The sequence below is a fragment of the Microbacterium wangchenii genome, from assembly GCF_004564355.1.
GTDB classification, from domain to species: domain Bacteria; phylum Actinomycetota; class Actinomycetes; order Actinomycetales; family Microbacteriaceae; genus Microbacterium; species Microbacterium wangchenii.
Map to the genome: position 1 here is coordinate 536,128 of NZ_CP038266.1, position 26,871 is coordinate 562,998.

Consider the following 26,871-nt stretch of genomic DNA (forward strand, 5'->3'; position numbering starts at 1 on the left):
GAAGTAGTGCTCGAATCAACCACTTTCGATCAGCTTCGCATCGGCCTGGCTACGGCTGACGACATCCGTCGTTGGTCCTACGGCGAGGTCAAGAAGCCCGAGACCATCAACTACCGCACGCTCAAGCCGGAGAAGGACGGTCTCTTCGGCGAGCAGATCTTCGGACCCTCCCGCGACTGGGAGTGCGCGTGCGGCAAGTACAAGCGCGTGCGCTTCAAGGGCATCGTGTGCGAGCGCTGCGGCGTGGAGGTCACCAAGTCCTCTGTCCGCCGCGAGCGCATGGGCCACATCGAGCTCGCCGCACCCGTGACCCACATCTGGTACTTCAAGGGCGTCCCCTCGCGCCTGGGGTACCTGCTGGACATGGCTCCGAAGGACCTCGAGAAGGTCATCTACTTCGCCGCCTACATGGTCATCTCCGTCGATGAGGATGCGCGTCACCGCGACCTCCCCACGCAGGAGAACAACATCCGTCTCGAGCTGAAGACGCTCGGCGACCGTCGCGACTCCAAGATCGCGGCCCGCCTGGCCAAGCTGGAGGAGGAGCTCGCCGCTCTCGAGGCGGAAGGTGCCAAGGCCGACCAGAAGAAGAAGGTCAAGGACGCCGCCGAGAAGGAGATGTCCCAGATCCGCAAGGGCGCCGACGAGCAGATCGCCAAGCTCGAGCGCGTGTGGGAGGACTTCCGCACGCTCGAGGTCGGCACGCTCAAGCCCGAGGACGACGTCTTCCACGAGCTGCAGGACCGGTTCGGTCAGTACTTCGAGGCCCACATGGGCGCGGAGTCGATCAAGCGGCGCCTGGAGGCGTTCGACCTGCAGGCCGAGGCCGAGAACCTGCGCCTGCAGATCTCCGAGGGCAAGGGCCAGCGCAAGATCCGTGCGATCAAGCGCCTGAAGGTCGTCAGTTCGTTCCTGCAGACCGGCATGAGCCCGGCCTCGATGGTGCTCGACGTCGTTCCGGTGATCCCGCCGGAGCTGCGCCCGATGGTGCAGCTGGACGGTGGCCGCTTCGCGACCAGCGACCTCAACGACCTGTACCGCCGCGTGATCAACCGCAACAACCGCCTCCGTCGCCTGATCGACCTCGGTGCCCCCGAGATCATCGTCAACAACGAGAAGCGGATGCTGCAGGAGGCCGTCGACGCGCTGTTCGACAACGGCCGCCGCGGTCGCCCGGTCACCGGCACGGGAAACCGTGCGCTGAAGTCGCTGTCCGACATGCTCAAGGGCAAGCAGGGCCGGTTCCGCCAGAACCTGCTCGGCAAGCGCGTGGACTACTCGGGCCGTTCGGTCATCGTCGTCGGTCCCCAGCTGAAGCTGCACCAGTGCGGTCTGCCCAAGCAGATGGCGCTGGAGCTGTTCAAGCCGTTCGTGATCAAGCGCCTCATCGACCTCGGTCACTCGCAGAACATCAAGGCCGCCAAGCGCGCCGTGGAGCGTACGCGCCCCGAGGTGTGGGACGTGCTCGAGGAGATTATCCGCGAGCGTCCCGTGCTGCTGAACCGTGCGCCCACGCTGCACCGCCTGGGCATCCAGGCGTTCGAGCCGCAGCTCGTGGAGGGCAAGGCCATCCAGCTGCACCCGCTCGTGTGCGCGGCGTTCAACGCCGACTTCGACGGTGACCAGATGGCCGTGCACCTGCCGCTGTCGGTCGAGGCCCAGGCCGAGGCCCGCATCCTGATGCTCGCGTCGAACAACATCCTGAAGCCGTCGGACGGCCGCCCGGTGACCCTGCCCTCGCAGGACATGATCATCGGCCTGCACCACCTGACCACGCTCAAGGAGGGCGCGACCGGCGAGGGCCGCGTGTTCGGCTCGGTCGGCGAGGCGATCCTGGCCAAGGACGAGGGCACCCTCGACCTGCAGGCGAAGGTCCGCATCCGCATCCCCGGGCTGAGCTTCCTCGAGGGCCAGGCCCCCGAGGGCTACGAGCGCCACGGCCTCGTGGACACCTCGCTCGGCCAGGCGATCTTCAACGACACGCTCCCCAAGGGCTACCCGTTCGTGCGGGAGCAGGCCGACAAGGGCAAGCTGTCGCAGATCGTCAACAAGCTGGCCGAGGAGTATCCCAAGGTGGAGGTCGCCGCGACCCTCGACCGCATCAAGGACGCCGGCTTCTACTGGGCCACGCGTTCGGGTGTGACGGTGGCGCTCAGCGACATCCTGACGCCTCCGAACAAGAAGGAGATCGTCGCCGGCTACGAGAAGCAGGCCGCGAAGGTCCAGGCGCAGTACGAGAAGGGCCTCACCACCGACGCCGAGCGTCGTCAGGAGCTCATCAAGATCTGGACCGAAGCAACCGACGAGGTCCAGAAGGCGATGCGCGACAACTTCCCGGAGGACAACACCATCAACCGCATGGTGTCCTCGGGAGCGCGTGGTAACTGGCTGCAGATCCGGAACATCGCCGGTATGCGAGGCCTGGTGAACAACCCCAAGGGTGAGATCATCCCCCGTCCGATCATCTCCTCGTACCGCGAGGGTCTGTCGGTGGCGGAGTACTTCATCGCGACGCACGGTGCCCGTAAGGGTCTGGCCGACACGGCCCTCCGTACGGCCGACTCGGGGTACCTCACGCGTCGTCTGGTGGACGTCTCGCAGGATGTCATCATCCGCGAGGAGGACTGCGGCACGTCGAAGGGCCTCGAGCTCCCGATCGCCGCGGCCGGTGCCGATGGCACGCTCGTCAAGGACGCGAACGTCGAGAACTCGGTGTTCGCCCGTACCCTCTCGTCCGACGTGGTCGACGCGCAGGGCACGGTCCTGGCCGAGGCCGGCGACGACGTGGGCGACGTGCTCATCAACAAGCTCGTCGAGGCGGGCGTCGAGAACATCAAGGTCCGCTCGGTCCTGACGTGCGACTCGGCGGTCGGTGTGTGCGCGAAGTGCTACGGCCGCTCGCTGGCCACCGGCAAGATGGTCGACATCGGTGAGGCCGTGGGCATCATCGCCGCCCAGTCGATCGGTGAGCCCGGCACGCAGCTGACGATGCGCACCTTCCACACCGGTGGGTCGGCGTCGGCGGAGGACATCACGCAGGGTCTTCCCCGTGTGCAGGAGCTCTTCGAGGCGCGTACCCCCAAGGGTGCCTCGCCGATCGCGGAGGCCGACGGCCGCATCGTGATCGACGAGACCGACAAGGCCAAGAAGGTCATCCTCACGCCCGACAACGGCGACGAGCCGGTCGTGTACCCCGTCCTCAAGCGCGCGACGCTTCTGGTCGAGGACGGCCAGCACGTCTCGGTGGGTCAGCCCCTCCTGGTCGGAACGCTCGACCCCAAGGAGGTCATGCGCGTGCAGGGTGCCCGCGAGGTGCAGAAGTACCTCGTCAACGGCGTCCAGGGCGTGTACCGCTCCCAGGGTGTGCCGATCCACGACAAGCACATCGAGGTCATCGTGCGCCAGATGCTGCGGAAGGTCACCGTGGTCGACCACGGCGACACGACGCTGCTCCCGGGCGAGCTGGTCGACTTCAAGAAGTACCAGAACATCAACCGGGAGACCGTGGCCGAGGGCAAGCGCCCCGCGTCGGGCCGCCCCGAGCTGATGGGTATCACGAAGGCGTCGCTCGCGACGGAGTCGTGGCTGTCGGCGGCATCGTTCCAGGAGACCACCCGCGTCCTGACGCAGGCGGCCATGGAGGGCAAGAGCGACCCGCTCGTCGGCCTCAAGGAGAACGTCATCATCGGAAAGCTCATCCCCGCCGGAACCGGACTTGCGAAGTACCGCAACGTCACGGTCGAGGCGACGGAGGAGGCCAAGAGCGAGCGGTACCCCAACCGCATCTTCGCCTCGGACGGCGCGTACAGCGACGCCGACCTGAGCTACGTCGACTTCGATAGCTTCTCGACGGACGACTTCACGCCCGGCACCTACAACTGATCGCCTCGAAGGCCCCGGTCCCTGCGCACGCCGCAGCGGCCGGGGCCTTCGTCGTCCCCTGGCGTGGCACTCCGGTTCGCCGCGCCGCAGCGCTTACCGTGGCCGGGGAGGGGATGCCATGGCGCGGGTGAGCGGGCGCAGCCTGTGGGTCGCGTGGCCGGCCGGAGTGCTGTGTGCAGCGGTGATCGCGGCCCTGCTGTGGCTGGCCGCGCCCGGCGTCCCGGGAGCGGTCGACATGATCGGGGCCATGCTGCGCGGTGCCACGGCCACGCCCTCCGCCGACGGGGCGGGGGATGCCGCCACCGACGCGGCGCCGGCCACGGACTGCCGCGACCTGTATCCGGATCCGCTGTGGGCCGAGCTCACCTGGACGCCCGACGTCCTGCTGTCGCAGAACACCGATCCGCCGGCCACCGCCTCCGCGCTGGCCACGGCGCTGACCCCGGCCGTGCGCTTCACGTGCACGTGGCGCACCGGCGACGGTCGCTCGGTGTCCACGACCGTGGCGACGGTGCCGGTGGACACCGCGCCGGTCGCCCACGCCGCACTGGCCGCGGAGGGGTTCGACTGCACCCTCGAGGACGGCGCCGCCCGCTGCGAGCGCGCCCGCGGCACCGTCAGGGAGGTGCACGATCTGCGCGGTGATGTGTGGCTCTCCAGCGTCCTGGACGACTGGCTGCCCGAGGACTACAGCACCCAGGTCGCGTCCCGCGTCTTCCCCGCCCAGCCGGAGGGGACCTGAGGGCGGATCGCGACCGACATCCTCATACGACATCGACACACGACGGCACGCCTCCCGAAGCACGCGGGGCACGCGCGTTACCCTCGCACAGCGGGGATCCACCCCGCGTGAGGAGTGCTGGCGATGAGTGACCCCAGATCGTCGTACGGCGACCCTGTCGACGAACCGACGGACGCCGAGCGCGACGCCGACGTGGTCGGCCGCGCACGGGAGGGGCTCGCCGAGGCCGAAGCCGCGCGCGCAGACCTTCCCGCCGAGCAGACCGAGCCCGACCGTCCCGCCGACGCGCCCGAGACCGTCGTGGTGGAAGAGACCGTGGTCGTCCAGGAGCGCGTCGAGGACGAACCCGACGACGACCGCTGGGCGATGTACGCCGCGTCCGCCGACGAGTCCACGCGCGCCGACGACATCCCCGTGGAGGACGCCCGCCGCGCCGACGTGCGCGCCGACGACACCCCCACGCAGGTCGCCGCCGCGCCCGTCGTGACCCCGAGCGAGCCGGCGTCCCAGCCGGCCTCCCAGTCGGCTTCGGCCTACCCCGGTGCGCAGCCGATCTTCGTGCAGGCGCCCGAAGCCCCCCGGCCCCGCGGGAACCGCGGTGCCGCCGGCGCCATCGGCCTGCTCGCCGCTCTCGTCTTCGCCGTGCTGTACCTCGCGGCCGCACTCGGCCTGGGGCTGCTCGACGGGGTCATCGAGCTCACCGACGTGCCGGAGACCGCATTGGCAGGGCTGACCACGTGGTCGCTGTGGGTGCCGGTCGTGGTGTTCTTCCTGGCGTTCTGGCTCCTGGGCGCGGTCATCAACCGCGGCCGGTGGGGTCACTGGGTGGTGTGGGGCCTGCTCGTCGGGTTCGCCGCCTACGCCGGTCACATCCTCGGCGCGTTCTTCGAGGCGCCGTTCTGGATGCTGACCGAACGTGAGGGCGCACAGCTCCTCGAAGCCGAGGTGCTCGCGCCGCTGGCGATCGTCGCCTTCGTGCTCGGCCGCGAGCTGACGATCTGGTTCGGCGCGTGGGTCGCTGCGCGCGGGCGCCGCGTCACGGAGCTGAACGAAGAGGCGCAGCGCGAGTACGAGCGCACGCTCGAGGCCGGCCCGCAGCTGCACCGCGCCTGAGGATGACGCGCGACGCCGGTGCGGGCGGGGGCCCGGTGGCCCCTGGCATCGCACTGGTGTTCGCCGTGGTCGGCTTCGTCGCGCTCGCGATCGCGGGCCTCGGGCTGACGAGCCTGATCCTCGACGCCGACGTCATCCAGACGCCCGGGCTCGGGCAGATCCCCGGCGTGATCGGGATGCTGCTGGCCACGGGTGGATTCGCGGCGGCCCTGTGGTTCGGACTGCGGGCGCCGCATCCGACGTTCTGGACCGCCCTGGGCACCGCCCTGTGCGCGTATCTGGGCGAGGTCGTGGGTGTCGCCGTCGGTGCGCTGATCAGCGGCAGAGACCCCGCCGCGGGGTTCGCCGCAGCCGGCGGAGTGGCGATCGGGTGGCCGGGCGTGGTTCTCGCCCTCGCGGGACTCGTGGCCGGATGGGGCGGAATCGCTCTCGTGCGCACGCGCGCCGGTCGCCCGCGATGGCCGTGGGAACGCGACGAATGACGCCGCAAGCGGCGCGCCGCGCACTAGCGTAAAGACCGTGGAGCGCTCGCTCGAGACGCAGGTCAGCCAGGCGGTGGACGCCTGGCTCCGCTGGCTGCCGCGCTGGGAGCCGGCGACCCACCGTGGGCGGGTCGCACCGTGCCGCCGCTGCTTCGGATCGCCGGTGCTCTCGGCGGCGGGGCTCGGCGCCGACGTCCCGCACGGCGTGCAGCACGGGCTGTCCACGAGGGTCAAGGCGATCGTCGACGCCGCGGTCGCCGACTACACCGCGCGCAACCTCCCGATGTTGCAGGCCGAGCTCGAGCAGCAGGCCGCGCGCAACCGGGCACGCAGTTACCGCCCGGCCGAGGGGCTCGAGCCCGAGTTCGAGGGGCTGCCGCTGGATCCCGATCCGGTGCCGGGCGCGCCGTTCCTGTTCACGGTGTCCGGCCTGGCCGCCGAGGAGGAGGCCGCCATCCCCGCCCTCCCGCCGCTGAGCGATGAGGCGAAGGCGGCCCTGCGGCAGGAGGTGGGTCTGGCCGACGACTACGCGAACATGATCGGCCGCGAGGTCTGCGCGATCCTCCTGCATCACCGCCTGCGCATCCAGGGGGCCGTGTCGGAGTTCGTCGAGCCGCAGATCGCCGCGATGCTCGAGGAGCTGACCCGATCGCTGGACTCCCCGTTCGATCCCCACGACCCGGGGCCGCCGACGCCCTGAGCCGACGGGCCCCGCCGAGGGCCGGTGGCGATGACGGCGTCGCGGATTTGTTAGCATGACCGAGCCTGACAACAGGCGCGTCGTTGACTGACGCCAGGGGAGTTCCGACCGGGGGAGGGCGGGTTGCCGACACGCCTGCCCGCCGCGCCTCCGATCCTTCCCGGCCTGGCGTACATCCGCCCGCTCGGATCGGGGGGTTTCGCCGACGTCTTCCTGTACGAGCAGGACATGCCGCGCCGCAGCGTCGCGGTCAAAGTGCTCCCGAGCGACGTGCGCGATCCCGATCTGCTGCGCATGTTCAACGCCGAGGCCGACGTCCTCGCCCAGCTGTCGGCGCATCCCTCGATCGTGACGGTCTACCAGGCCGGCATCTCCGCGGATGGACGGCCGTACATCGTGATGGAGTACTGCCCGGGGTCTCTCGCGCAGCGCTACCGTGTGGAGCGGATCCCCGTGCCCGAGGTGCTCGCCATCGGGGTGAAGATGGCCAGCGCACTGGAGACCGCACACCGCGCGGGCCTCGTGCACCGTGACGTCAAACCCAGCAACATCCTCATCACCACCTTCGGCGCCCCCGTGCTGGCCGACTTCGGAATCGCGTCGGCCCTGACCCGCCAGACCGCCGACGAGGTGCTCGCGATGAGCGTGCCGTGGAGCGCGCCGGAGGTCGTCGCCGAGCAGACCGCCGGCACCGTGCCCAGCGAAGTGTGGAGCCTGGGCGCCACGATCTACTCGCTGCTGGCCGGTCACAGCCCCTTCGAACGGCTCGAGCGCGGTCAGAACACGCGCGAGCAGCTGCGCCGGCGGATCGCGCGCGCGAGCTACACCCAGATCGCACGTGCCGACGTGCCGCCCTCGCTGCAGACGCTCCTAGCCCGCACCATGAGCCGCGACGCGCGGGATCGCTTCGCCAGCGCGCTGGAGCTCGGGCAGGCGCTGCGGGTCGTGCAGGCCGAGCTGGGGCTGCCGGTCACGCCGCTGGAGGTGGCGGCGGACGAATGGGCCCCGGGAGCACGCTCGGTGGACTTCTCCGACTCCTCGGTGCGCGGTCCGGTGCGCAGCTCGGTCGAGCACAGCGGACGGCGGAAGTCGCGCTCGTCCTCGGGGGTCGCCGGTCTCGCGCGGGATGAGGACACCGAGATCTCGTCCCCGGAGCGGCGCACGCGCACGGCGGTGCCGTGGGTGCTGGGGGCAGCCGCCCTCATCGCGGGGGCCGCCGTGACCGTGACGGCCCTGTTCGCGACGGGGATCCTCTGATGCGTCGACGCAGCATCGCCGGCATCGCCGCCGGGTCCGCAGCCCTCGCCCTCGTCATCGGCGTGAGCATCGTGTGGCCGGGGCTGGACGCCCAGGAGACGCCCGAGGTCGACGCATCGGTGTGGGCGCTGCAGACCGCCGACGGCCGGCGGTACGCGCGCGTGAACACCGCGATCGGCGAGCTGGACACCGTCCGCAGCGTCAGCAACCCGACCGCCGTCGCGCAGTCCCCCGACGGGGCGTTCCTCTTCTCCGACAGCTACAGCAAGCTCACGCGGATCGACGAGGCCCTTCCCGCCGACCTGGACGAGGAGGCCCTCCGCTCGTCGGAGTCCACCCCCGCCGGCACCACCGAGGTGCTCACCGCCGGCGACTTCGTGGCGTACCGCACCGACACCGGGGCGGTGCACGCGGGGCGGCTCTCCACCGCCGACGCGGCCCAGCTCGACCCGTTCGCCTCCGCGGAGGAGGACGAGGAGGACGGGCCGCAGTACACGGCGGAGGCGGCCGCGGTGAACGAGGACGGTCTGCTGTTCACCTACTCGGCGGCCGACGGGTCGGTGCTGCGCTACGACATCGCCGAGGGGGAGGTGCGCGGCCGCGACCCCATCTCGGCCGAGGTCGCCGCCCCCGCTCTCACCGCCGCGGGCGACACCTGGGCGCTCGTTGACCGCGAGTCGGGCGAGGTGCACCTGCGCGGCCGCGAGGAGCCGGTGAGCGTCGACCTCTCCGGTGACATCGTGGTGGGAGCGCCCGACCCCGACGGCACCGACGTGTGGATCGCCGGCGAGAACGGGCTCGCCCGTGTGGCCTCCGACGGTGCCGTGAGCGTCGAGGTCGATCGCGGCGCGACGGTGCTCGGCACCCCGGCCGCGCCGATCGTGCACGAGGGGGAGACCCTCGCCGCGTGGCTGGGACCCGCCGACGGCGGCGGCACCCTGTGGAGCTCACGTGCCGGCGAGACGGCGCTGGACTACAACGGCGAATCACTCGGCGACGAGCGGCGGCCCGTCTTCGTCGCCACCGGCGCCGCCGTCATCCTCAACGAGGTGCGGACGGGCTGGGTGTGGACCCTGCCCGACGGGCGCCTGGTGCCCTCCAGCCAGGACTGGTCGCTGGATGACCGCACCGACCCGGCCGCGGTCCCCAGCGAGGAGCAGCTGGCCGTCGTCATCGACCCGAAGCCACCGATCGCCGAACCCGACGCGTTCGGGGTGCGGGCGGGGCGCCTGGCCACCCTCCCCGTGCTCCTGAACGACCACGACCCCAACGAGGACGTGCTGAGCATCGATCCGGCCTCCGTGACGGGCCTGGACCCCGGGTTCGGCACGGTGCGCGTGACCGACGACGGCCAGCGCTTCGCCGTCCACGTCGCCCCCGCCGCATCCGGCAGTGCGACCTTCACGTACGGCGTGACCGACGGCACCACCGCCGACGGAATGGTGTCACCGCCCACCACCGTGACCCTCACCGTCTCCGGCGGGGAGGGTGCTCCGCAGTGGTGCGGCGTGGAGAAGTGCCTCGTGCCGTGGCCCGCTCCCGAGGTCGCGCGCGGCGGCACGGTGACGGTGCCCGTCCTGCCCGGGTGGGTCGACCCCGACGGCGATCCGCTGCTGCTGCTGTCGGTGGAGAACCCCTCCGGCATCGGCACGGTCGCCTCCTCGCCCGGCGGCGACGTGGTCTACCAGCATGCCGACGACGGCAGCGGCGGCGAGCAGCTGATCGAGCTCACGGTCAACGTCGCCGATACCGCGGGACAGATCTCCAGCAAGGCGCTCGTGGTGCGGGTGACCCCCTCGCCCGCGCTGAGCGTGCAGTCCTTCGCGCGGGTGGACACCGTGGACGGCGGCATGACGGTCGACGTCGCCCCTCACGTCACGGGGACGGCGGGCACGCTGTCGCTGACCTCGGTGCGGGTCCTCGACGACGGCGCGGCCACCGCGACCGTCGTGGGAGGGACGACGACGTTCGACTTCACCGCGAGCGAGCCGGGCACCTTCCGCGTCGGCTTCACCGTCACCGACGGGGCCTCGGACGCCACCGGTACGGCCCGCATCACGATCCTTCCGCCCGACGCTCCGGCGCAGCTGGCCACCTCGCCCGTGGTCGCCTTCGTCCGCCCGCAGGAGGACGTGACCCTCGACGTGTTCGCCGCGGTTTCCAATCCCACCCGGCGCGTGCTTCTCCTCAGCGACGTCGTGGCCTCCGCCGACGAGGGCGCGACGCTGTCGGTGGATGCGGTGGGGCAGAACAACCTGCGCGTGTCGGGCACGACCGCCTCCGGCGCGGCCGGGCGCCTGGGCACCGTGTCGTACACCGTCAGCGACGGCACCGAAGACGCCGGAGCGCGTGTGGCGGGGGAGGCGACGGTGTACCTGCTGCCGCCGGCGCCCGAGCTCGCCCCCATCGCCGTGGACGACACCGTCACGGTGCGCGCGGGCGCCCAGGTCGACATCCCGGTGCTCGACAACGACATCTCCCCCGCCGGCGGGCGCCCGAGCCTGGACCCCTCGTCGGTGACCTCGAGCACACAGGAGGCGCTGGCCTTCGCCTCCGGCGACCTGCTCCGCTACCTCGCGCCCACCGAGCCGGGCGACTACGGCGTGGAGTACTCCGTCTACACGACCGGGTCTCCCGCGCTCGTGGACACCGCGACCGTGCGCATCCGCGTGCTGCCCGATGACGCCAACCGTCCGCCGCTGCCGGCGACGCTGGAGGGGCGCGTGCTCAGCGGCGGCACGACGACCGTCGAGTTCGACGGGTTCGGTATGGACCCCGACGGCGACGTCGTGACGCTGGACCGGATCCTCACCCAGCCCGAGCGCGGATCGGCCACGATCTCCGCCGACGGCTCCGCGATCGTGTACTCCTCGCTGCCGGGTGATCGCGGACAGGTGTCGTTCCGCTACCGCGCGGTGGATGCCGCGGGGGCGACGGGGGAGGGCACCGCCCGCATCGGCGTCCTCGACGCGCAGGCCAACCCGAGCCCCATCACCTTCACCGATTACGTCCAGGTGCAGGCGGGCGCGGACAACACGATCCGCATCAGTCCCCTCGCCAACGACATCGACCCCACGCAGGGCTCTCTGACCCTCACGGATGTGCGCCCGGATCTGCCGGAGACCTTCGCCGACGACGGCAGCGACAACCCCGAGTACGCGCGGCTGAAGGGGCAGATCCTCTCCGTCACCGACACCGGCGTCGTCCTGGCCGCGGGCGAACTGCCCGGCACGATGTCGTTCCTCTACGACGTGGAATCGGACTCCGGCAACACCGGTCGCGGTCTCATCGTGGTCAAGATCGTGCGCGAGAGCGTGCCGGACTACCCCATCGTCTCGGACACCGTGCTCACTGCGGAGAACCGCGAGGAGTTCACCTCAGGCGTCGACGTGCTCACCGGCAAGGCGACCTGGTCGCGCGGCGACGTCGACGACCTCGAGGTGAGCCTGTGGGGGGAGCCGGAGGGCATCGGGCTGAGCGGACGCGAGCTCAGCGGCGAGCTGCCGGCCACCACGCGCCTCATCCCCTTCGCCGTGCACGGGGTCGTCGGCGAGGAGGAGATCACCACCTACGCGTTCCTGCGCGTGCCGGGCGACGACGACCTCTCACTCGCGCTGCGCTCCGGGACGGCGCCGCAGGAGGTGTCGGAACTGGAGTCGGTGACCTTCGACATGGCCGAGCTGGTGGCCCTGCCCCGCGGCGCCGAGCTGGAGGTCGGCGCCGAGGTGGCCGCCTCGGGCGCCCGGGCGGAGGCGGCATGCGCCCTGGAGGGGGGCACGCGCGTGCGGTACGACGCGGGTGCGGGGGCGCCGTGGACCGACGCGTGTCAGGTGCCGGTGCGTGTGGCCGGCACTGACGAATGGACCTACCTGTCGGTGCCGATCACGGTCGCCGCGCGCGACCCGCAGCCCGAGCTGCGGCCGGCTTCGCTCACGGTGGGACCGGGCGAGACCGCCACGTTCGACCTGCGAGACATGACCACGTGGCAGCTGGCGCGGGAGGATTGGAACGCCATCCAGTACACGCTGGAGTACGGCGGCCCCGCGTTCGAGGTGACGCTGTCGGGATCGATGGTCACCGTCGTCGGCGCCGATCGCGCCGTGCCCGGCAGTGAGAGCGCCGCCGTCGTGGGGGTGAGCAGTCACCCCTCCGTCGCCCCCGCCCGCCTCCTGCTGCGCGTCGGGGCAGCGCCCTCCACCCTCCCGCAGGGCGGGTCGGTGACCCAGCAGTGCTCGCAGGCGTCGGGGACCTCGTGCACGATCCCCGTGATCGGCGTCGGCGGCGAGGTGAACCCGTTACCGCGCACACCGCTGGAAGTGGTCGACGTCCGTCCCACCGGTGCGTGCGTCGGCGTGAGCTTCCGCGTCGCCTCGGCCGGCGAGGTGGCGGCGTCGTGGACCCCGGATGCGCCGGGGGCGACGTGCACCGCGACCTTCTCCGTGCGCGACGCGCAGGGCAGGGCCACCGCATCCGAGCGCGACGGCCGCATCCTGCTCGACCTGCAGGGCTATCCCAAGGCACCCGCCGGCGTCCGTCAGAGCGCGTACGCCGACGGCACCGTGACGCTGCGCGTGGACGCCGGCGAATCGCGTCTGGCCTACCCCGGGCTCAGCGGCTTCGTCGTGCGCAGCGGCGGCGCCGAAGTGGCCCGCTGCTCGGCGGACGGCGTGTGCCCCGCCATCTCCGCGCCCAACGGCGAACAGCGCACGTACGAGGCGTGGGCCGTCAACGCCACCGGCGAATCCCGCACGAGCGTGCGCACGATCGCGTGGGCGTACGACGTCCCCGCGACCCCGCGCGCCGTCGACTGGGAACCGGTGCCCAACGGCGATGCCGGCGGGCTCATCGCCCTGACGATCAGCGGCATCGAGTCGGCGGAGACCGGGTTCCTGCGGATCCAGAGCGCGAACGGTGTGTCGCGGGACGTCCCGGTGCGCCCGGGGCAGGACTCCGTTTCGGTGGACCGCTTCGAGCTCGGCTCGAATACGGCGACGGCCGTGACCGTGACGCCGTTCTCGCGATTCGACACACCCCCGGGTCTCGGTGGGGACGCGGCAGGCCAGTCCCGCACGATCACGGCCAACGGCATCGGCGCCCCGGCCAACCTGTCGCTCGTGCTGGTGGCCCGATCGACGGGCGACGACAGCGCGGCGGTCACCGCGACCGCGCGAGCGGATCTCAACGGCCCCGGCTCCCGACTGCTCTTCGACATCGTTCCCGCCGGCCAGGCGGGGCGGTGCGACCCGCGCACCGCGGGCTCACCCGCATACACCGAGGAGTTCACCGGTCTCGAAGCGGGCGACGTGTCCGAGTACGTGGCGTGCGCGATCTCGGAGCGCAACGGTCAGCGCTTCGGGGATACCGATACGCGCAGCTCCATCCGGATCCAGATCGCCCGGGATCCGCGCGGATGGACCTACAGCGTCAGCCCGCGCGCGGACGTGTCCGGCCAGCGCGCGGAGTGGCGGATCGGCGAGCCTCGATCGAACGACCGTCTTCCGCGTGGCTACCAGGCGGAGTTCTCCGGATGGCCCAGCAGCGTCTTCAACGCCGACCCCGGGATCGCCGTGCGTTACGTGCGGCACGAAGAGGGATGGCAGCCGTCCGGCTCCGTCGCCGTGACACCCGCACCGGGAAGTGCGCCGCACCAGGTGGCGATCGAATGGGGCGTGACCAGCTGCGTCGGCGGGTCACCGCTCGCGGTGGGCAAGACCGCGGGGCCGGGCACCGTGACCGCCGACACGCAATCCCTCCTCATCCGCTACTTCGATGCGCGTGGGATCCTCCGGATCCCGCCTGCCGCCGGCATCGTTCCTGAGGGCGCCGTGCGCGTCGAGAACATCCCCGTGACCGCGTCGCCGGAGCAGGGGGGGCTGGGCGAGGCCCGCGGATCCGCCTCCTTCGGCAGCTGCGATCCCAACCTGCCCCCGGAGCCGCAACCTACGCCGTCCCCGAGCGGGCCACCGACCCCCTGACCTCGCCCCACAGCATCCCGACCGAAGGACCCCACCGATGACCCTCACCCAGGAGCAGGCCACCTGGTTCGCCACGACGTTCGGCCAGCTCGCCGACAACGTCGAGCGCGCCGTCCTCGGAAAGCGCCACGTCGTCGAGCTCGTGCTCACCGCGATGCTCAGCGACGGCCACGTGCTGCTGGAGGACGTGCCCGGCACCGGAAAGACCTCGCTCGCGCGGGCGATCGCGCAGTCGGTGCAGGGCACCAACACGCGCATCCAGTTCACGCCCGACCTGCTCCCCGGCGACATCACCGGCATCACGGTGTATGACCAGAAGACCGGTGAGTTCGAGTTCCACTCCGGCCCGATCTTCGCCAACATCGTCCTGGCCGACGAGATCAACCGCGCGAGCCCCAAGACCCAGTCCGCGCTCCTGGAGGTCATGGAGGAGGGCCGCGTCACGATCGACGGCGTCACGCGCCCCGTCGGCGTGCCGTTCCTGGTGCTGGCGACGCAGAACCCCGTCGAGCAGGCCGGGACCTACCGGCTGCCCGAGGCCCAGCTCGACCGCTTCATGATGCGCACCTCGCTGGGCTACCCCGACCACGCCGCGACCGTGCGCATCCTCGACGGCGGCTCCACGGCGACGGCGGAGCTGACCCCGGTCATCACGCCGCAGGCGCTCGTGGGGATGGCCGACCTCGCCGCCGACACGTACGTGGACGCCCTCGTGCTGGACTACATCGCGCGCCTGGTGGATGCCACGCGCTCGGCGGATGAGGTGCGCCTGGGTGTCAGCATCCGCGGTGCCCTCGCGCTCACGCGTGCCTCACGCGCTCGCGCGGCGTCGCAGGCGCGCACCTACGTCACCCCCGACGACGTCAAGGCGCTCGCCGTCGCGGTGCTCTCGCACCGCCTGATCCTGCACCCCGAGGCCGAGTTCGACGGCGTCACCCCCGAAGCCGTCATCGGGCAGGTGCTGCTCGACGTCGCCCCGCCCACTCAGCGCGAGGCGGTATGACACCGACCGAGGCAGGCCTGACGCGCACGTCGTTCTCGTCCACCGCGACGGCGTCGCGCACGTCGGTGACCTCGACGACGACCGCGCGGCGCGGGCGCGGGCTCGTCCGCGCCGTCGTGTGGGCGACGGCGGCGTGGCGCGCGGTCGTGCGCGCCCTCGCCGCCGCCGTGCGCTGGTGCGCGGGCACGGTGCGCCCGGCGGGGGCACTCGTGGTCGTGGCGGCCACCGCGGGCCTGGTCCTCGGGATGGTGTTCGGCTGGGTCGAGTGGATGGTCGCGGGCGCGGCGGCCCTCGTGCTCCTGGCGATGAGCGTGCCGTTCCTGTTCGGCGCGCGCGCGTACGACGTCGACCTCAGCCTCGCGCACGAGCGGATCGTGGCCGGCCAGGGGGTGGAGGGCGAGATCGTCGTGCGCAACCACGGCCGGCGCATCGCGCTCCCCGGACGCCTGGACATCCCCGTCGGACGTGGGCTGGTGGAATTCGGCGTCCCCCTGCTGCGGCCGGGACACACCGTCGCGCAGCCGCTGGATATCCCCTCGCTGCCCCGCGGCATCATCCACGTGGGCCCGGTGACGACGGTGCGCAGCGATCCGCTCGGGCTGCTGCGCCGCGAGCACGCCTTCCCCGACCAGCACGAGCTGTACGTCCACCCCCGCACGGTGGGCCTGCCCTCCACGAGCGCCGGCCTCATCCGCGACCTGGAGGGCAACCCCACGCGGCGGCTCGTGAACGCGGACATGTCGTTCCACGCCATCCGCGAATACGCCCCCGGCGACGCGCAGCGCCAGGTGCACTGGAAATCCACCGCCAAGACCGGCCGGCTCATGGTGCGCCAGTTCGAAGAGTCGCGCCGCTCGCGCATGGCCGTGGTGCTGGCCACCGCCCAGCAGGAGTACTCCGACGCCGACGAGTTCGAACTCGCCGTCAGCGCCGCCGCCTCCCTGGGCCTGCGCGCCGTCCGGGACGCCCGCGACCTCGACATCGTGATCGGCTCCGAGATCCCCCGCGTCGTGCGCGGGCGGCTGCGCGCCATCCAGCACATCCCCACCGTCGCCCCGCGCCCGATGCTCGACGGGTTCAGCGCCGTGAACCGGCTCGAGAACACCATGAACATCGAGGACATCTGCCGCCTCACCTCCGAGGCCAACGAGCGCCTGTCGATCGCCTTCGTCGTGGTCGGCTCCCTCGTCCCGCTCGTGCGGCTGCGGCAGGCCGCCCTCACCTTCCCCCTGGACACCACCGTCGTCGCGGTGATGTGCGACGAGCACGCCCACCCCCGCATGCAGTCGCTGTCGGGCATCTCGGTGCTGACGATCGGCACGATCGAGGACCTCTCCGGCCTGCTCCTGCGCGGAGCCGCGTCGTGACCGCGCGGCGCGTGGCCGGGGGATCGGTCTACGTCGGCGTCACCGCGGTCGCCACGGCGGTGGCGGCCTGGCCGGTGTACGCCTCGTGGCAGTTCGTCCTGCTCGCCGCGGTCGCCGCGACCGTGGGCGCCGTCATCGCCGCGCTCGTGTTCTGGCGCCGGTGGAGCCCGTGGCGGACGGCGGCGCTGCTGGGCGGAGCGTTCCTCCTGCTGTGCGTGCCGCTGGCGGTGCCCTCACGCCTGGGCGGACCGGGGGAGCTCCTGCGCGGCCTCGGGGAGGCCGCCGCCGGCGTCGTCCTGGCGTGGAAGGACCTCGTCACCGTCGACCTCCCCGTGGGGGCGTACCGCAACCTGCTCATCCCGGCGCTGCTGATCTTCCTGGCCGGCACGTGCGGGGCGCTGCTGCTGTCGTGGCGCGACGACCGCTGGGCGATCGCCGCCGTCCCCGTCGGGTTCGGGATGCTGGGATTCGGGCTCTTCTTCGGACGTGCCGAGGTGAGCGACCCGTTGCGGGCGGGCAGTCTCACCCTCCACGCCCCGATGGAGACGCTCCTGGGCGTGGTCGGGCTCCTCTCGGCGGTGCTGTGGCTCGCGTGGCGCACGCACGACGAGCGGGTTCGCGCCCTGCACCGCGCCGCCACCGCGAGCGGCGTGCGGGTCTCCCGCCGCCCCTCGCGCACCGACCGGCGCCGCACGGCACTGGGGGCGGCGATGGTCTCGCTCGCCCTGGTGGCCGCCGTCGCCATCGTGCCGTGGGCCGCCCGCGGCGCCGACCGCGACGTGCTGCGATCGGCCGCCGGGCCCGAGCGCGAGCTCGCCGCCGCCGTCAGCCCGCTCACGCAGTACCGCGCCCTGTTCGCCCCCGACCGCGCCGACGACGTGCTGTTCCGCGTGTCGGGGGAGGGGCCGCTCCCCGAGCGCGTGCGGGTGGCGACGCTCGACACGTACGACGGCGAGACTTTCCGTGCCGGCGGCGACGCCGACGCATCCGCGCCGTTCGTGCGCGTGCCGGCGGCGCTGGATGCCGGTGAGGGGACCGCGGTCGACGTGGAGGTCGCGATCGAATCGCTCGAGGGCATCTGGCTGCCCACGGTCGGGCGCGTGTCGTCGGTGGAGTTCACCGGACAGCGCGCCTCCGCCCTCTCCGACCGCTTCTACTACAGCGCCCCCGCGCAGGCCGGCGTCGTGACCGCCGGCGGTGGGGCCCGCGACGGCGACGCGTACCGCGTGCGCGCGGTCGAGCCGCCCGCCGCGGAGCTGGCCGCCCTCGAGGCGCCCGGCTACGACACGTCCGAGCTGCCGGCGCCGGACAACCTGGTGCGGTGGGTCCAGGAGCACGCGACCGGTTCGGACGGCGCGGCGCTCGCGGCCCTCGTAGAGCTCCTGCGCGAGCGCGGCTTCCTCAGTCACGCGTTGACCATCGACGAGGATGCGCCGCCGCCGTGGATGCCCGAGCTGGCTCCCTACACGTTCCAGCCCAGCGCCGCGGGGCACTCCCTCGCCCGCATCGACACGATGTTTGCGCGTCTGCTCGAGCGCGAGAGCGACCCGCGCGCCGTGGCATCCGACAACTTCGTCGCGGCCGTGGGGGATGAGGAGCAGTTCGCCGTGGCCACCGCGCTCATCGCCCGCGAGCTCGGCTTCCCCGCCCGCGTCGTGGTGGGCGCGCGGCTCAGCGCCGCCGACACCGGCGTCTTCACGTGCGAGGACGGCGTGTGCCGCGCGCAGGACCTCGCGGTGTGGACCGAGGTCCGCGACGTCGACGGAGCCTGGACCGCCGTCGACGTCACGCCGCAGTGGAACCGGCCCCCGAGCCTGGAGGTCACGGAGCAGCGCGACCCGGAGAACGTCACCGAGGTGCGCCCCGACAGCGTCGAGGAGGTCGTGCCGCCCGAGCCCGTGCAGGAAGACACCGCACGCGACGACGACGGCGACGAGGGCGCCGGCTGGGACCTGTCGTGGCTGTGGCCGATCCTGCGCGTGGCGGGCATCGTCCTGCTCGTGCTGCTGGTGGTGCTCGGCCCCTTCCTCCTCATCGTCGCGGCCAAGGCGCTGCGGCGCCGGGGCCGCCGGCGGGCGCCGGACCCGGTCGAGCGGATCGCCGGCGGATGGGACGAGTACGTCGACGCGGGCATGGATGCCGGCCGCCCGGCGCCGCAGGCCGGCACCCGGGCCGAGCTCGCCGCGGCCTTCGCGACGTCCTCCGGCGCCCAGCTCGCGGCGGAGGCCGATCGGGCGGTGTTCTCGGGCCAGACGGCGACACGGGACGACGCCGAGGAGTTCTGGCGCATCGTGGATGCCGAGCGACGCGCGTTGACGCGCGGAGCCGGATTCCGGCGCAGCATCCTCGCGGCCCTATCTTTGAGATCATTCGTCCGCGTCGTCGCGCCGCGGGCGTCCGAGCGGGTAGCTCGCATCGTTGAGAGGGGGAAGCGCCGGCGGCTGAGCCGCGGGCGCACAACGTCATGAACATGGATGTCATCACGATCGCGATGGGAGTGACTTCGTTCATCCTGTTCGTGGTCCTCTACCTGTGGATGGCGCTGGCGCTGTCCGCCCTGTTCCGCAAGGCCGGCGAGGAGGGGTGGAAGGGCTGGGTGCCCGTGCTCAACCAGGCCGTGCTGCTGCAGCTGGGCGGGTTCTCGCCATGGCTGATCCTCCTGATCCTCGTCCCGGGCCTGGGCGCTCTGGCGGTGTACGTGCTGTTCGTCATGGCCGCGCACCGCATCAACCGCTCGTTCGGCTACGGCGCCGGGATGACCGTCCTGGCGGCGCTGCTCATGCTCATCTGGGCCAGCGTCCTGGGGTTCGGCTCGGCGCGCTGGATCGGCGAGCCGCCCGCGCACGTGCGCCGCGCGAGCGAGCCGGCCGCCCCCGCCGCGCCGCCGCTGGTGGGCGGGTGGACCCCGTCCGCACCGCCGCCCCTGCCCCCCGCTGCGGCGGCGCCGGCCGCGGCATCCGCCCCCGCCGGCCCGGCCGCTCCCGCGTGGGCGCCCTCCAGCCCGCCGCCGCCTCCGCTGCCGCGCGTGTCGGCCGCAGCCCCGCCCGCGCGCGGCCCGCTGTCGCCCGAACTGGAGGACAGCGCGGTGGACCCGGAGGACCGCGTGCCCGCCGCCGCGCCCCAGCCCGCCGGGTCGTTCACGCCGCCGCCGGTTCCGCCGGCCTCCGCTGCCCCGCCCGAGCCGATCACCCCCATCTCCTCCGTGCCCGGCATGCGTTCCGCTCCGCCGCCCGCACCGGCCCCCGCTCCCGTGCAGAGCGTGCCGGAGACCCCGCACCCGGCGCCCGAGCCCGAGCCGTGGGCGCCGGCCCCCGTGACGCAGGCGCAGCCGCCGGTGCAGCACGACACGTTCGGTGAGCTGTCCGAGGCCGTCTCGGCGGTGTCGGGTGCACCGGATGCCGGGGCTCCGCGCTCGGCCCGGTCGTCGGTGTCGGCGCTGTATGCCGAGCCGGGCATCGGCGACGAGCAGTTCGGCGCGGGCGACCCCGCCGCCGACGAAGAGGCCTTCGACCAGACGGTCATCGCCAAGCGCCGCCGCACGCCGTGGAAGCTCGTTCCGCCGTCGGGTGCACCGCTGGACATCTCCTCCGACGTCGTCATCCTCGGCCGCAAGCCCGCACCCGACCCGGCGTACCCCGACGCGCAGCTGGTCTCGATCCCCGACGAGACCCGGACCGTCTCCAAGACGCACGCGCGCCTGGAACTGCGCGGGGAGACCTGGTACGTCACCGACCTCGGCTCGACCAACGGCGTGCTGTTCGCCACGCTGATGGGCACCGAGGTGGAGGCGCAGCCGGGCCAGGAGCTGGAAGCGGGGGAGCGCTTCTTCCTCGGCGACGCCGAAGTGCGGCTGCGCCGCACCGACGCCTGAGCGGAGCATCCATGGGCCAGGCCGACGACCGCGACGAGGACGACGTCACGCTGTGGGCGGGCCGCCTGCGGTCGTGGCCGAGCGCCGACGACGCCGTCGACGATGCCGTCGACGACGCCACCGCGCTGGCCGGGAGAGGGCCGCGGCGGCGCACCGAGAACCCTGCGCCGGAGGAGCCCGAGGCCGGATCCACCGTCGTGGCCCGTCGCGAGACGCGCCGCCGGGCGACGCGGCCGCCCGAGGACGCCACGGCCCTGCGCCCGCGTCGCGACCCCGTCACCCCGCACCAACCGTCGCCGCCGGACGGACGGCGGGTCGCGCGCGTCCCGGACGGGCAGGAGCGCGAGATCTACCGTCCCCGCGCCGCCGCGCCCGAGATCGTGGAACGTCGGGCTCCCGCACCCCGTGCGCCGCAGCATCCCGTCGCCGAGGGCGCCGCGGTCGCGCGTGAGCGCCGCCGGCGGTGGCGCTGGGCGGGATGGGCCGCGGGCGGGGCGGGCCTCGTGGTGCTCGCGGCAGCCGCGGTCGCCCTCGTGCTCGCTCTGGGCTGAACCGCGCGTTTGCCACCTCTCTCCCGCGGGCGTATCATGGATCGGGTGTGCGCACACGCGCGCCCTGCGTCGCGCCTCGGTGCGGCGAGGGCAGCGAGTCGCCCGCATCTCAGGGAACGGCCTGCGAACAGGTCACCCCCACGGCATACCCACCACCAGTACGCGTCAGTCCTCCTGTCGCGCCGGCGGGTCTGTGGTGAAACCACATGGCTGTCACCGTGCAGCACTATCAAGGAGAGAACGTGCCAACCATTCAGCAGTTGGTTCGCAAGGGGCGTGCGCCGAAGGTCTCGAAGACCAAGGCTCCCGCACTGAAGTCGAACCCGCAGCAGGCGGGCGTGTGCACCCGCGTGTACACGACCACGCCGAAGAAGCCGAACTCGGCGATGCGCAAGGTCGCCCGTGTCAAGCTCCGCAACGGCACCGAGGTCACCGCGTACATCCCCGGCGAGGGTCACAACCTGCAGGAGCACTCGCTCGTGCTCGTCCGCGGCGGTCGTGTGAAGGACCTCCCCGGCGTGCGTTACAAGATCGTCCGTGGCGCCCTGGACACCCAGGCCGTGAAGAACCGTAAGCAGGCCCGCAGCCGCTACGGCGCGAAGAAGGGTTGAGGTAGATGCCTCGTAAGGGTCCCGCCCCCAAGCGTCCCGTCGTCAACGACCCGGTGTACGGCGCCCCCGTCGTCACCCAGCTCGTCAACAAGATCCTCGTCGACGGCAAGAAGTCCCTCGCCGAGTCGATCGTCTACGACGCCCTCCGCGGCGTCGAGTCGAAGAACGGTCAGGACGCCGTCGCCACCCTCAAGAAGGCGCTGGACAACGTCCGGCCCACGCTCGAGGTCAAGTCGCGCCGCGTCGGCGGTTCGACCTACCAGGTGCCGGTGGAGGTCAAGCCCCACCGCGCCAACACGCTCGCCCTGCGCTGGCTCGTCAGCTACGCCAAGGGTCGTCGTGAGAAGACCATGACCGAGCGCCTCCAGAACGAGATCCTGGATGCCTCGAACGGCCTGGGTGCGGCGGTCAAGCGCCGTGAAGACACCCACAAGATGGCCGAGTCGAACCGCGCCTTCGCGCACTACCGCTGGTAATCAGCTTTTCTGCGTTCGGCCGGGGGCAGAACCCCCGGCCGGACGCACCACACAAGACGTAAAGGAAAACCCCGTGGCACAAGAAGTGCTCACCGACCTCACGAAGGTCCGCAACATCGGCATCATGGCCCACATCGATGCCGGCAAGACGACGACGACCGAGCGCATCCTCTTCTACACGGGCGTCAACCACAAGATCGGCGAAACGCACGACGGCGCTGCCACCACCGACTGGATGGAGCAGGAGCAGGAGCGTGGCATCACGATCACCTCCGCCGCCGTGACGTGCTTCTGGGACAAGAACCAGATCAACATCATCGACACCCCCGGTCACGTCGACTTCACCGTCGAGGTGGAGCGCTCGCTGCGCGTCCTCGACGGCGCCGTCGCGGTGTTCGACGGCAAGGAGGGCGTGGAGCCCCAGTCCGAGACCGTGTGGCGTCAGGCCGACAAGTACGACGTCCCGCGCATCTGCTTCGTCAACAAGATGGACAAGCTCGGCGCCGACTTCTACTTCACCGTCGACACGATCGTGAACCGCCTGAAGGCCAAGCCCCTCGTGCTGCAGCTGCCGATCGGCGCCGAGAACGACTTCGTCGGCGTCGTCGACCTGGTCGAGATGCGCGCGCTGGTGTGGCCCGGTGACTCCAAGGGTGACGTCACCATGGGCGCCAAGTACGAGATCCAGGAGATCCCCGCCGACCTCGCCGACAAGGCCGCCGAGTACCGCGAGAAGCTCATGGAGACCGTCGCGGAGTCCGACGAGGCCCTGCTGGAGAAGTACTTCGGTGGTGAGGAGCTCACGGTCGCCGAGATCAAGGGCGCCATCCGCAAGATGACGATCAACTCCGAGCTGTACCCCGTGCTGTGCGGCTCGGCGTTCAAGAACCGCGGTGTGCAGCCGATGCTCGACGCGGTCGTGGACTACCTCCCGTCGCCGCTCGACGTCCCCGCCATCGAGGCGCGCGACCCGAAGAACGAAGAGACGATCATCGAGCGTCACGCCGACCGGGACGAGCCGTTCGCGGCCCTCGCGTTCAAGATCGTGACGCACCCCTTCTTCGGTCGCCTCACCTACATCCGCGTGTACTCCGGTCACCTGGACTCCGGCGCCCAGGTCGTCAACGCGACCAAGGGCAAGAAGGAGCGCATCGGGAAGATCTTCCAGATGCACGCCAACAAGGAGATGCCGATCGACTCGGTCACGGCCGGTCACATCTACGCCGTCATCGGCCTCAAGGACACCACCACCGGTGACACGCTGTCCGACAGCGCGAACCAGGTCGTCCTCGAGTCGATGACCTTCCCCGAGCCGGTCATCGAGGTCGCGATCGAGCCCAAGACCAAGGCCGACCAGGAGAAGCTGGGTCTGGCGATCCAGAAGCTCGCGGAGGAGGACCCGACGTTCCGCGTCGAGCAGAACTCCGAGACCGGTCAGACCGTCATCAAGGGCATGGGCGAGCTGCACCTGGACATCCTCGTGGACCGCATGAAGCGCGAGTTCAAGGTCGAGGCCAACGTCGGAAAGCCCCAGGTGGCGTACCGCGAGACGATCCGCAAGACCGTCGAGCGTCACGACTACACGCACAAGAAGCAGACCGGTGGATCGGGTCAGTTCGCGAAGATCCAGTTCGCGCTCGAGCCCCTCGAGGTCACGGCCGACAAGACCTACGAGTTCGAGAACAAGGTCACCGGTGGCCGCATCCCGCGCGAGTACATCGCGCCGGTCGACCAGGGCTTCCAGGACGCCATGAACGTCGGCGTGCTCGCCGGCTACCCCATGGTGGGCGTGAAGGCGATCCTCACCGACGGTGCGTCGCACGACGTCGACTCCTCGGAGATGGCGTTCAAGATCGCCGGTTCGATGGGCTTCAAGGAGGCCGTCCGCAAGGCGAACCCCGTCATCCTCGAGCCGATCATGGCCGTCGAGGTGCGTACTCCCGAGGAGTACATGGGCGACGTCATCGGCGACCTGAACTCCCGTCGTGGCCAGATCCAGTCGATGGAGGACGCCGCCGGCGTCAAGGTCGTCCGGGCCAACGTGCCGCTGTCGGAGATGTTCGGCTACATCGGCGACCTGCGCTCGAAGACCTCGGGCCGCGCCGTGTACTCGATGGAGTTCGACAGCTACGCCGAGGTTCCTCGCGCCGTGGCCGACGAGATCGTCCAGAAGACCAAGGGCGAGTAACACCGCCCCGGATGCGGGGGCCCACCGCCCCGCGGGGGTCCCCGCATCCAGCAAACTCAATACCGACTCTCTAGTAATCTGAGAACCAACCCCGTAGCTGACCGGTCGCAACCCAGTGCCCGGAACCTCTACACGAACGTCCTGAGGAGGACCCAGTGGCTAAGGCCAAGTTCGAGCGCACCAAGCCGCACGTGAACATCGGAACGATCGGTCACGTCGACCACGGCAAGACCACGCTCACCGCCGCGATCTCCAAGGTGCTCGCCGACAAGTACCCGTCGGCCACCAACGTCCAGCGCGACTTCGCGTCGATCGACTCGGCGCCGGAAGAGCGCCAGCGCGGTATCACCATCAACATCTCGCACGTCGAGTACGAGACCCCCAAGCGTCACTACGCCCACGTCGACGCCCCGGGCCACGCTGACTACATCAAGAACATGATCACCGGTGCCGCTCAGATGGACGGCGCGATCCTCGTGGTCGCGGCGACCGACGGCCCGATGGCCCAGACCCGTGAGCACGTCCTGCTCGCCAAGCAGGTCGGCGTGCCGTACCTGCTGGTCGCCCTGAACAAGGCCGACATGGTCGACGACGAGGAGATCCTGGAGCTCGTCGAGCTCGAGGTCCGCGAGCTGCTCTCCAGCCAGGACTTCGACGGCGACAACGCTCCCGTCGTGCGCGTCTCGGGCCTGAAGGCTCTCGAGGGCGACGAGAAGTGGGTCAACTCGATCGTCGAGCTCATGGAGGCCGTCGACGAGTCCATCCCCGACCCGGTGCGTGACAAGGACAAGCCGTTCCTCATGCCCATCGAGGACGTCTTCACCATCACCGGCCGTGGCACGGTCGTCACCGGTCGCGCCGAGCGCGGCACGCTCGCGATCAACTCCGAGGTCGAGATCGTCGGCATCCGCCCGACGCAGAAGACCACGGTCACCGGTATCGAGATGTTCCACAAGCAGCTCGACGAGGCGTGGGCCGGCGAGAACTGCGGTCTGCTCCTTCGCGGCACCAAGCGTGACGACGTCGAGCGCGGCCAGGTCGTCGTCAAGCCCGGCTCGGTCACCCCTCACACGAACTTCGAGGGCACCGCGTACATCCTGTCCAAGGACGAGGGTGGGCGTCACAACCCGTTCTTCACGAACTACCGCCCGCAGTTCTACTTCCGTACCACGGACGTGACCGGCGTCATCACGCTGCCTGAGGGCACCGAGATGGTCATGCCCGGTGACACCACCGAAATGTCGGTCGAGCTCATCCAGCCGATCGCCATGGAAGAGGGCCTCGGCTTCGCGATCCGTGAGGGTGGCCGCACCGTCGGCGCCGGCACGGTGACGAAGATCCTCAAGTAAGTCCTCGGACTTTCCGACTCAGGGGTCGGGCCTTCGGGCCCGGCCCCTTCGTCGTTTTCCGGACTCGTGTGTTACGGGCGGATGAAGACTTCGCCGAGGGAGGACGACTTCAGTTGTGTATTTCCTTTGAATGCCGATAGCCTGGCGAGACATCGCGGGAGAAGGTGCCAGTTTCCCCCGCTGCTCGATCCCCAGGTCGATGCCCCCTGTCCTCGTCCCCCCGACCCCACCATCGGAGAACACGAATGAAGAACGTTCGCGCCAAGTTCGCAGCCGTCGTTATCGCGGCCGCCGCCCTCGTCGCCATGCCCGTCGCCGCATCCGCAGCGACCAACGACTACAGCCCGGCCGTCCCGCCGGCAGAGGTCGTCGCGGTTACGCCCGGCGAGCCCGCTCCGGTCACCTTCACCGGATTCGCGCCGTCGGAGACCGTCACCTTCACCCTGACGGGTGAGGGAATCGGCGCCGGCAACCTCGCTCTGGTCAAGGCCGCCCCCACCTCCACCTCGGTGCAGAAGACGGCCACGGCCGCCGGCGCGGCCACCGCCACTGTCACGCTGCCGGCCAACGCCACGGGCAGCTACTCGCTCACCTCGGACAGCGCTTCGACTGCGCAGCAGACCATCACCATCACGGTCGCCGGTGAGGGTGATGGGTCGGCCCTTCCCCCCACCGGTTTCGACGCCGCGTCGATGACCGGTGTGTGGATCGGTGGCGGCGCGCTGCTGGCCGCCGGTATCGCCGTCACGAGCGTCGCGATGATCCGTCGTCGCCAGGCCGAGCAGGCGTAACGCTTCACCTTTCCACGAAGGCCCCCGTCCACGGACGGGGGCCTTCGTCGTTTCCCCACCGCGGGTTCGGCCTCTCCTCCCCCGCACGATCGTCGACGTCATCCGGGTCGTGTCGGTCGAGGCCGCCGTCGCATACTTCGACGCGACGCTGCGCACCGTCGCCTGGCACCGACACGGGCAGTACGATCTCACCGCCGCCGAAGCCTTCCGCGCCGGCATCCATGCGCGTCTGGATGCCATGCCGGGGGCCCGCGGCATCCGGCAGGCTCGATTCGTCACCGACTTCGCGGACGGGCGGGCGCAGCTGCCGGGGGAGAGCGTGTCGCGTGGCCTGTGCTCCGTCGCTTCGGCGAGTTCGACGGCGAGGGCAAGTACCTCGACCCGACGATGACCCGTGGACTCTCCGTCCGCGAAGTCCTGCGCGCCCAGCGCACCCGGGAGAGCGAGTTGTGCGCGGCGACGGGCTGGACGCCCGTGCGGTGGGGGAGCGAGCGCGCCAGAGTGCACCCAATT

Annotated in this window: 18 protein-coding genes; all 18 read left to right on the plus strand. The window is 71.2% G+C overall.

Features of this window, described 5'->3' with window-relative positions:
* The first annotated feature begins 6 nt into the window (after nucleotides 1-6).
* The 18 genes from rpoC (at nucleotide 7) to E4K62_RS02670 (ending at nucleotide 26,749) form a co-directional block, all read left to right on the plus strand.
* On the plus strand, nucleotides 7-3,882 hold the full coding sequence (gene rpoC, locus E4K62_RS02585) for a DNA-directed RNA polymerase subunit beta' (RefSeq protein ID WP_135063283.1): 3,876 nt from the start codon (nucleotides 7-9) through the stop codon (nucleotides 3,880-3,882).
* Between the two features lie 118 nt (nucleotides 3,883-4,000).
* A complete protein-coding gene (locus E4K62_RS02590; RefSeq protein WP_135063285.1) occupies nucleotides 4,001-4,624 on the plus strand; it encodes a hypothetical protein in 624 nt (207 codons plus the stop codon).
* 123 nt (nucleotides 4,625-4,747) lie between these two features.
* Entirely contained in the window at nucleotides 4,748-5,737 is a 990-nt protein-coding gene (locus E4K62_RS02595) for an ABC transporter (protein ID WP_135063287.1), read from the plus strand.
* 35 nt (nucleotides 5,738-5,772) lie between these two features.
* Entirely contained in the window at nucleotides 5,773-6,219 is a 447-nt protein-coding gene (locus E4K62_RS02600; protein ID WP_135063289.1) for a hypothetical protein, read from the plus strand.
* A 37-nt stretch (nucleotides 6,220-6,256) separates the two neighbouring features.
* Nucleotides 6,257-6,919 carry a spermidine/putrescine ABC transporter substrate-binding protein gene (locus E4K62_RS02605; protein ID WP_135063291.1) on the plus strand — a complete coding sequence of 221 codons (663 nt, stop codon included), beginning with the start codon at nucleotides 6,257-6,259 and terminating at the stop codon, nucleotides 6,917-6,919.
* Between the two features lie 123 nt (nucleotides 6,920-7,042).
* Complete coding sequence (locus E4K62_RS02610; protein WP_135063293.1) at nucleotides 7,043-8,176, plus strand: serine/threonine-protein kinase; 1,134 nt, start codon at nucleotides 7,043-7,045, stop codon at nucleotides 8,174-8,176.
* The gene (locus tag E4K62_RS02615; protein WP_135063295.1) at nucleotides 8,176-14,151 is read left to right on the plus strand and encodes an Ig-like domain-containing protein; all 5,976 of its coding nucleotides are present in this window, start codon (nucleotides 8,176-8,178) and stop codon (nucleotides 14,149-14,151) included. The genes E4K62_RS02610 and E4K62_RS02615 overlap by 1 nt, the downstream gene beginning before the upstream one ends.
* A gap of 37 nt (nucleotides 14,152-14,188) precedes the next feature.
* Nucleotides 14,189-15,154 (plus strand): AAA family ATPase, encoded by a 966-nt coding sequence (locus E4K62_RS02620; protein WP_135063297.1) that lies wholly within the window; start codon nucleotides 14,189-14,191, stop codon nucleotides 15,152-15,154.
* Nucleotides 15,151-16,521 carry a DUF58 domain-containing protein gene (locus tag E4K62_RS02625; protein ID WP_135063299.1) on the plus strand — a complete coding sequence of 457 codons (1,371 nt, stop codon included), beginning with the start codon at nucleotides 15,151-15,153 and terminating at the stop codon, nucleotides 16,519-16,521. Before E4K62_RS02620 ends, E4K62_RS02625 begins: the two co-directional genes overlap by 4 nt.
* The gene (locus E4K62_RS02630; RefSeq protein ID WP_240742793.1) at nucleotides 16,518-18,989 is read left to right on the plus strand and encodes a transglutaminase TgpA family protein; all 2,472 of its coding nucleotides are present in this window, start codon (nucleotides 16,518-16,520) and stop codon (nucleotides 18,987-18,989) included. The genes E4K62_RS02625 and E4K62_RS02630 overlap by 4 nt, the downstream gene beginning before the upstream one ends.
* A 2-nt stretch (nucleotides 18,990-18,991) precedes the next feature.
* Nucleotides 18,992-20,392, plus strand: coding sequence for a DUF5684 domain-containing protein (locus E4K62_RS02635; RefSeq protein ID WP_167747710.1), 1,401 nt, complete (start codon nucleotides 18,992-18,994; stop codon nucleotides 20,390-20,392).
* A gap of 11 nt (nucleotides 20,393-20,403) precedes the next feature.
* Complete coding sequence (locus E4K62_RS02640) at nucleotides 20,404-20,943, plus strand: hypothetical protein (RefSeq protein ID WP_135063303.1); 540 nt, start codon at nucleotides 20,404-20,406, stop codon at nucleotides 20,941-20,943.
* Nucleotides 20,944-21,185: 242 nt separating this feature from the next.
* Nucleotides 21,186-21,554, plus strand: coding sequence for a 30S ribosomal protein S12 (rpsL, locus tag E4K62_RS02645; protein ID WP_135063305.1), 369 nt, complete (start codon nucleotides 21,186-21,188; stop codon nucleotides 21,552-21,554).
* A 5-nt stretch (nucleotides 21,555-21,559) separates the two neighbouring features.
* Nucleotides 21,560-22,030: a 30S ribosomal protein S7 gene (gene rpsG, locus E4K62_RS02650; protein ID WP_135063307.1), complete on the plus strand. Its 471-nt coding sequence runs from the start codon at nucleotides 21,560-21,562 to the stop codon at nucleotides 22,028-22,030.
* A gap of 73 nt (nucleotides 22,031-22,103) precedes the next feature.
* Nucleotides 22,104-24,218, plus strand: coding sequence for an elongation factor G (gene fusA / locus E4K62_RS02655; RefSeq protein ID WP_135063309.1), 2,115 nt, complete (start codon nucleotides 22,104-22,106; stop codon nucleotides 24,216-24,218).
* A 155-nt stretch (nucleotides 24,219-24,373) separates the two neighbouring features.
* Nucleotides 24,374-25,567 (plus strand): elongation factor Tu, encoded by a 1,194-nt coding sequence (gene tuf, locus E4K62_RS02660; protein WP_135063311.1) that lies wholly within the window; start codon nucleotides 24,374-24,376, stop codon nucleotides 25,565-25,567.
* A 245-nt stretch (nucleotides 25,568-25,812) separates the two neighbouring features.
* The gene (locus E4K62_RS02665; RefSeq protein WP_135063313.1) at nucleotides 25,813-26,358 is read left to right on the plus strand and encodes a hypothetical protein; all 546 of its coding nucleotides are present in this window, start codon (nucleotides 25,813-25,815) and stop codon (nucleotides 26,356-26,358) included.
* A 109-nt stretch (nucleotides 26,359-26,467) separates the two neighbouring features.
* Entirely contained in the window at nucleotides 26,468-26,749 is a 282-nt protein-coding gene (locus E4K62_RS02670; protein ID WP_135063315.1) for a hypothetical protein, read from the plus strand.
* Nucleotides 26,750-26,871 lie beyond the last annotated feature (122 nt).

Coding starts and splice junctions, on each gene's coding strand:
- E4K62_RS02590 (WP_135063285.1), top strand. CDS start 4,001: ATGGCGCGGGTGAGCGGGCGCAGCCTGTGGGTCGCGTGGCCGGCCGGA.
- E4K62_RS02595 (WP_135063287.1), top strand. CDS start 4,748: ATGAGTGACCCCAGATCGTCGTACGGCGACCCTGTCGACGAACCGACG.
- E4K62_RS02615 (WP_135063295.1), top strand. CDS start 8,176: ATGCGTCGACGCAGCATCGCCGGCATCGCCGCCGGGTCCGCAGCCCTC.
- E4K62_RS02620 (WP_135063297.1), top strand. CDS start 14,189: ATGACCCTCACCCAGGAGCAGGCCACCTGGTTCGCCACGACGTTCGGC.
- E4K62_RS02625 (WP_135063299.1), top strand. CDS start 15,151: ATGACACCGACCGAGGCAGGCCTGACGCGCACGTCGTTCTCGTCCACC.
- E4K62_RS02635 (WP_167747710.1), top strand. CDS start 18,992: ATGGATGTCATCACGATCGCGATGGGAGTGACTTCGTTCATCCTGTTC.
- E4K62_RS02640 (WP_135063303.1), top strand. CDS start 20,404: ATGGGCCAGGCCGACGACCGCGACGAGGACGACGTCACGCTGTGGGCG.
- rpsG (WP_135063307.1), top strand. CDS start 21,560: ATGCCTCGTAAGGGTCCCGCCCCCAAGCGTCCCGTCGTCAACGACCCG.
- E4K62_RS02665 (WP_135063313.1), top strand. CDS start 25,813: ATGAAGAACGTTCGCGCCAAGTTCGCAGCCGTCGTTATCGCGGCCGCC.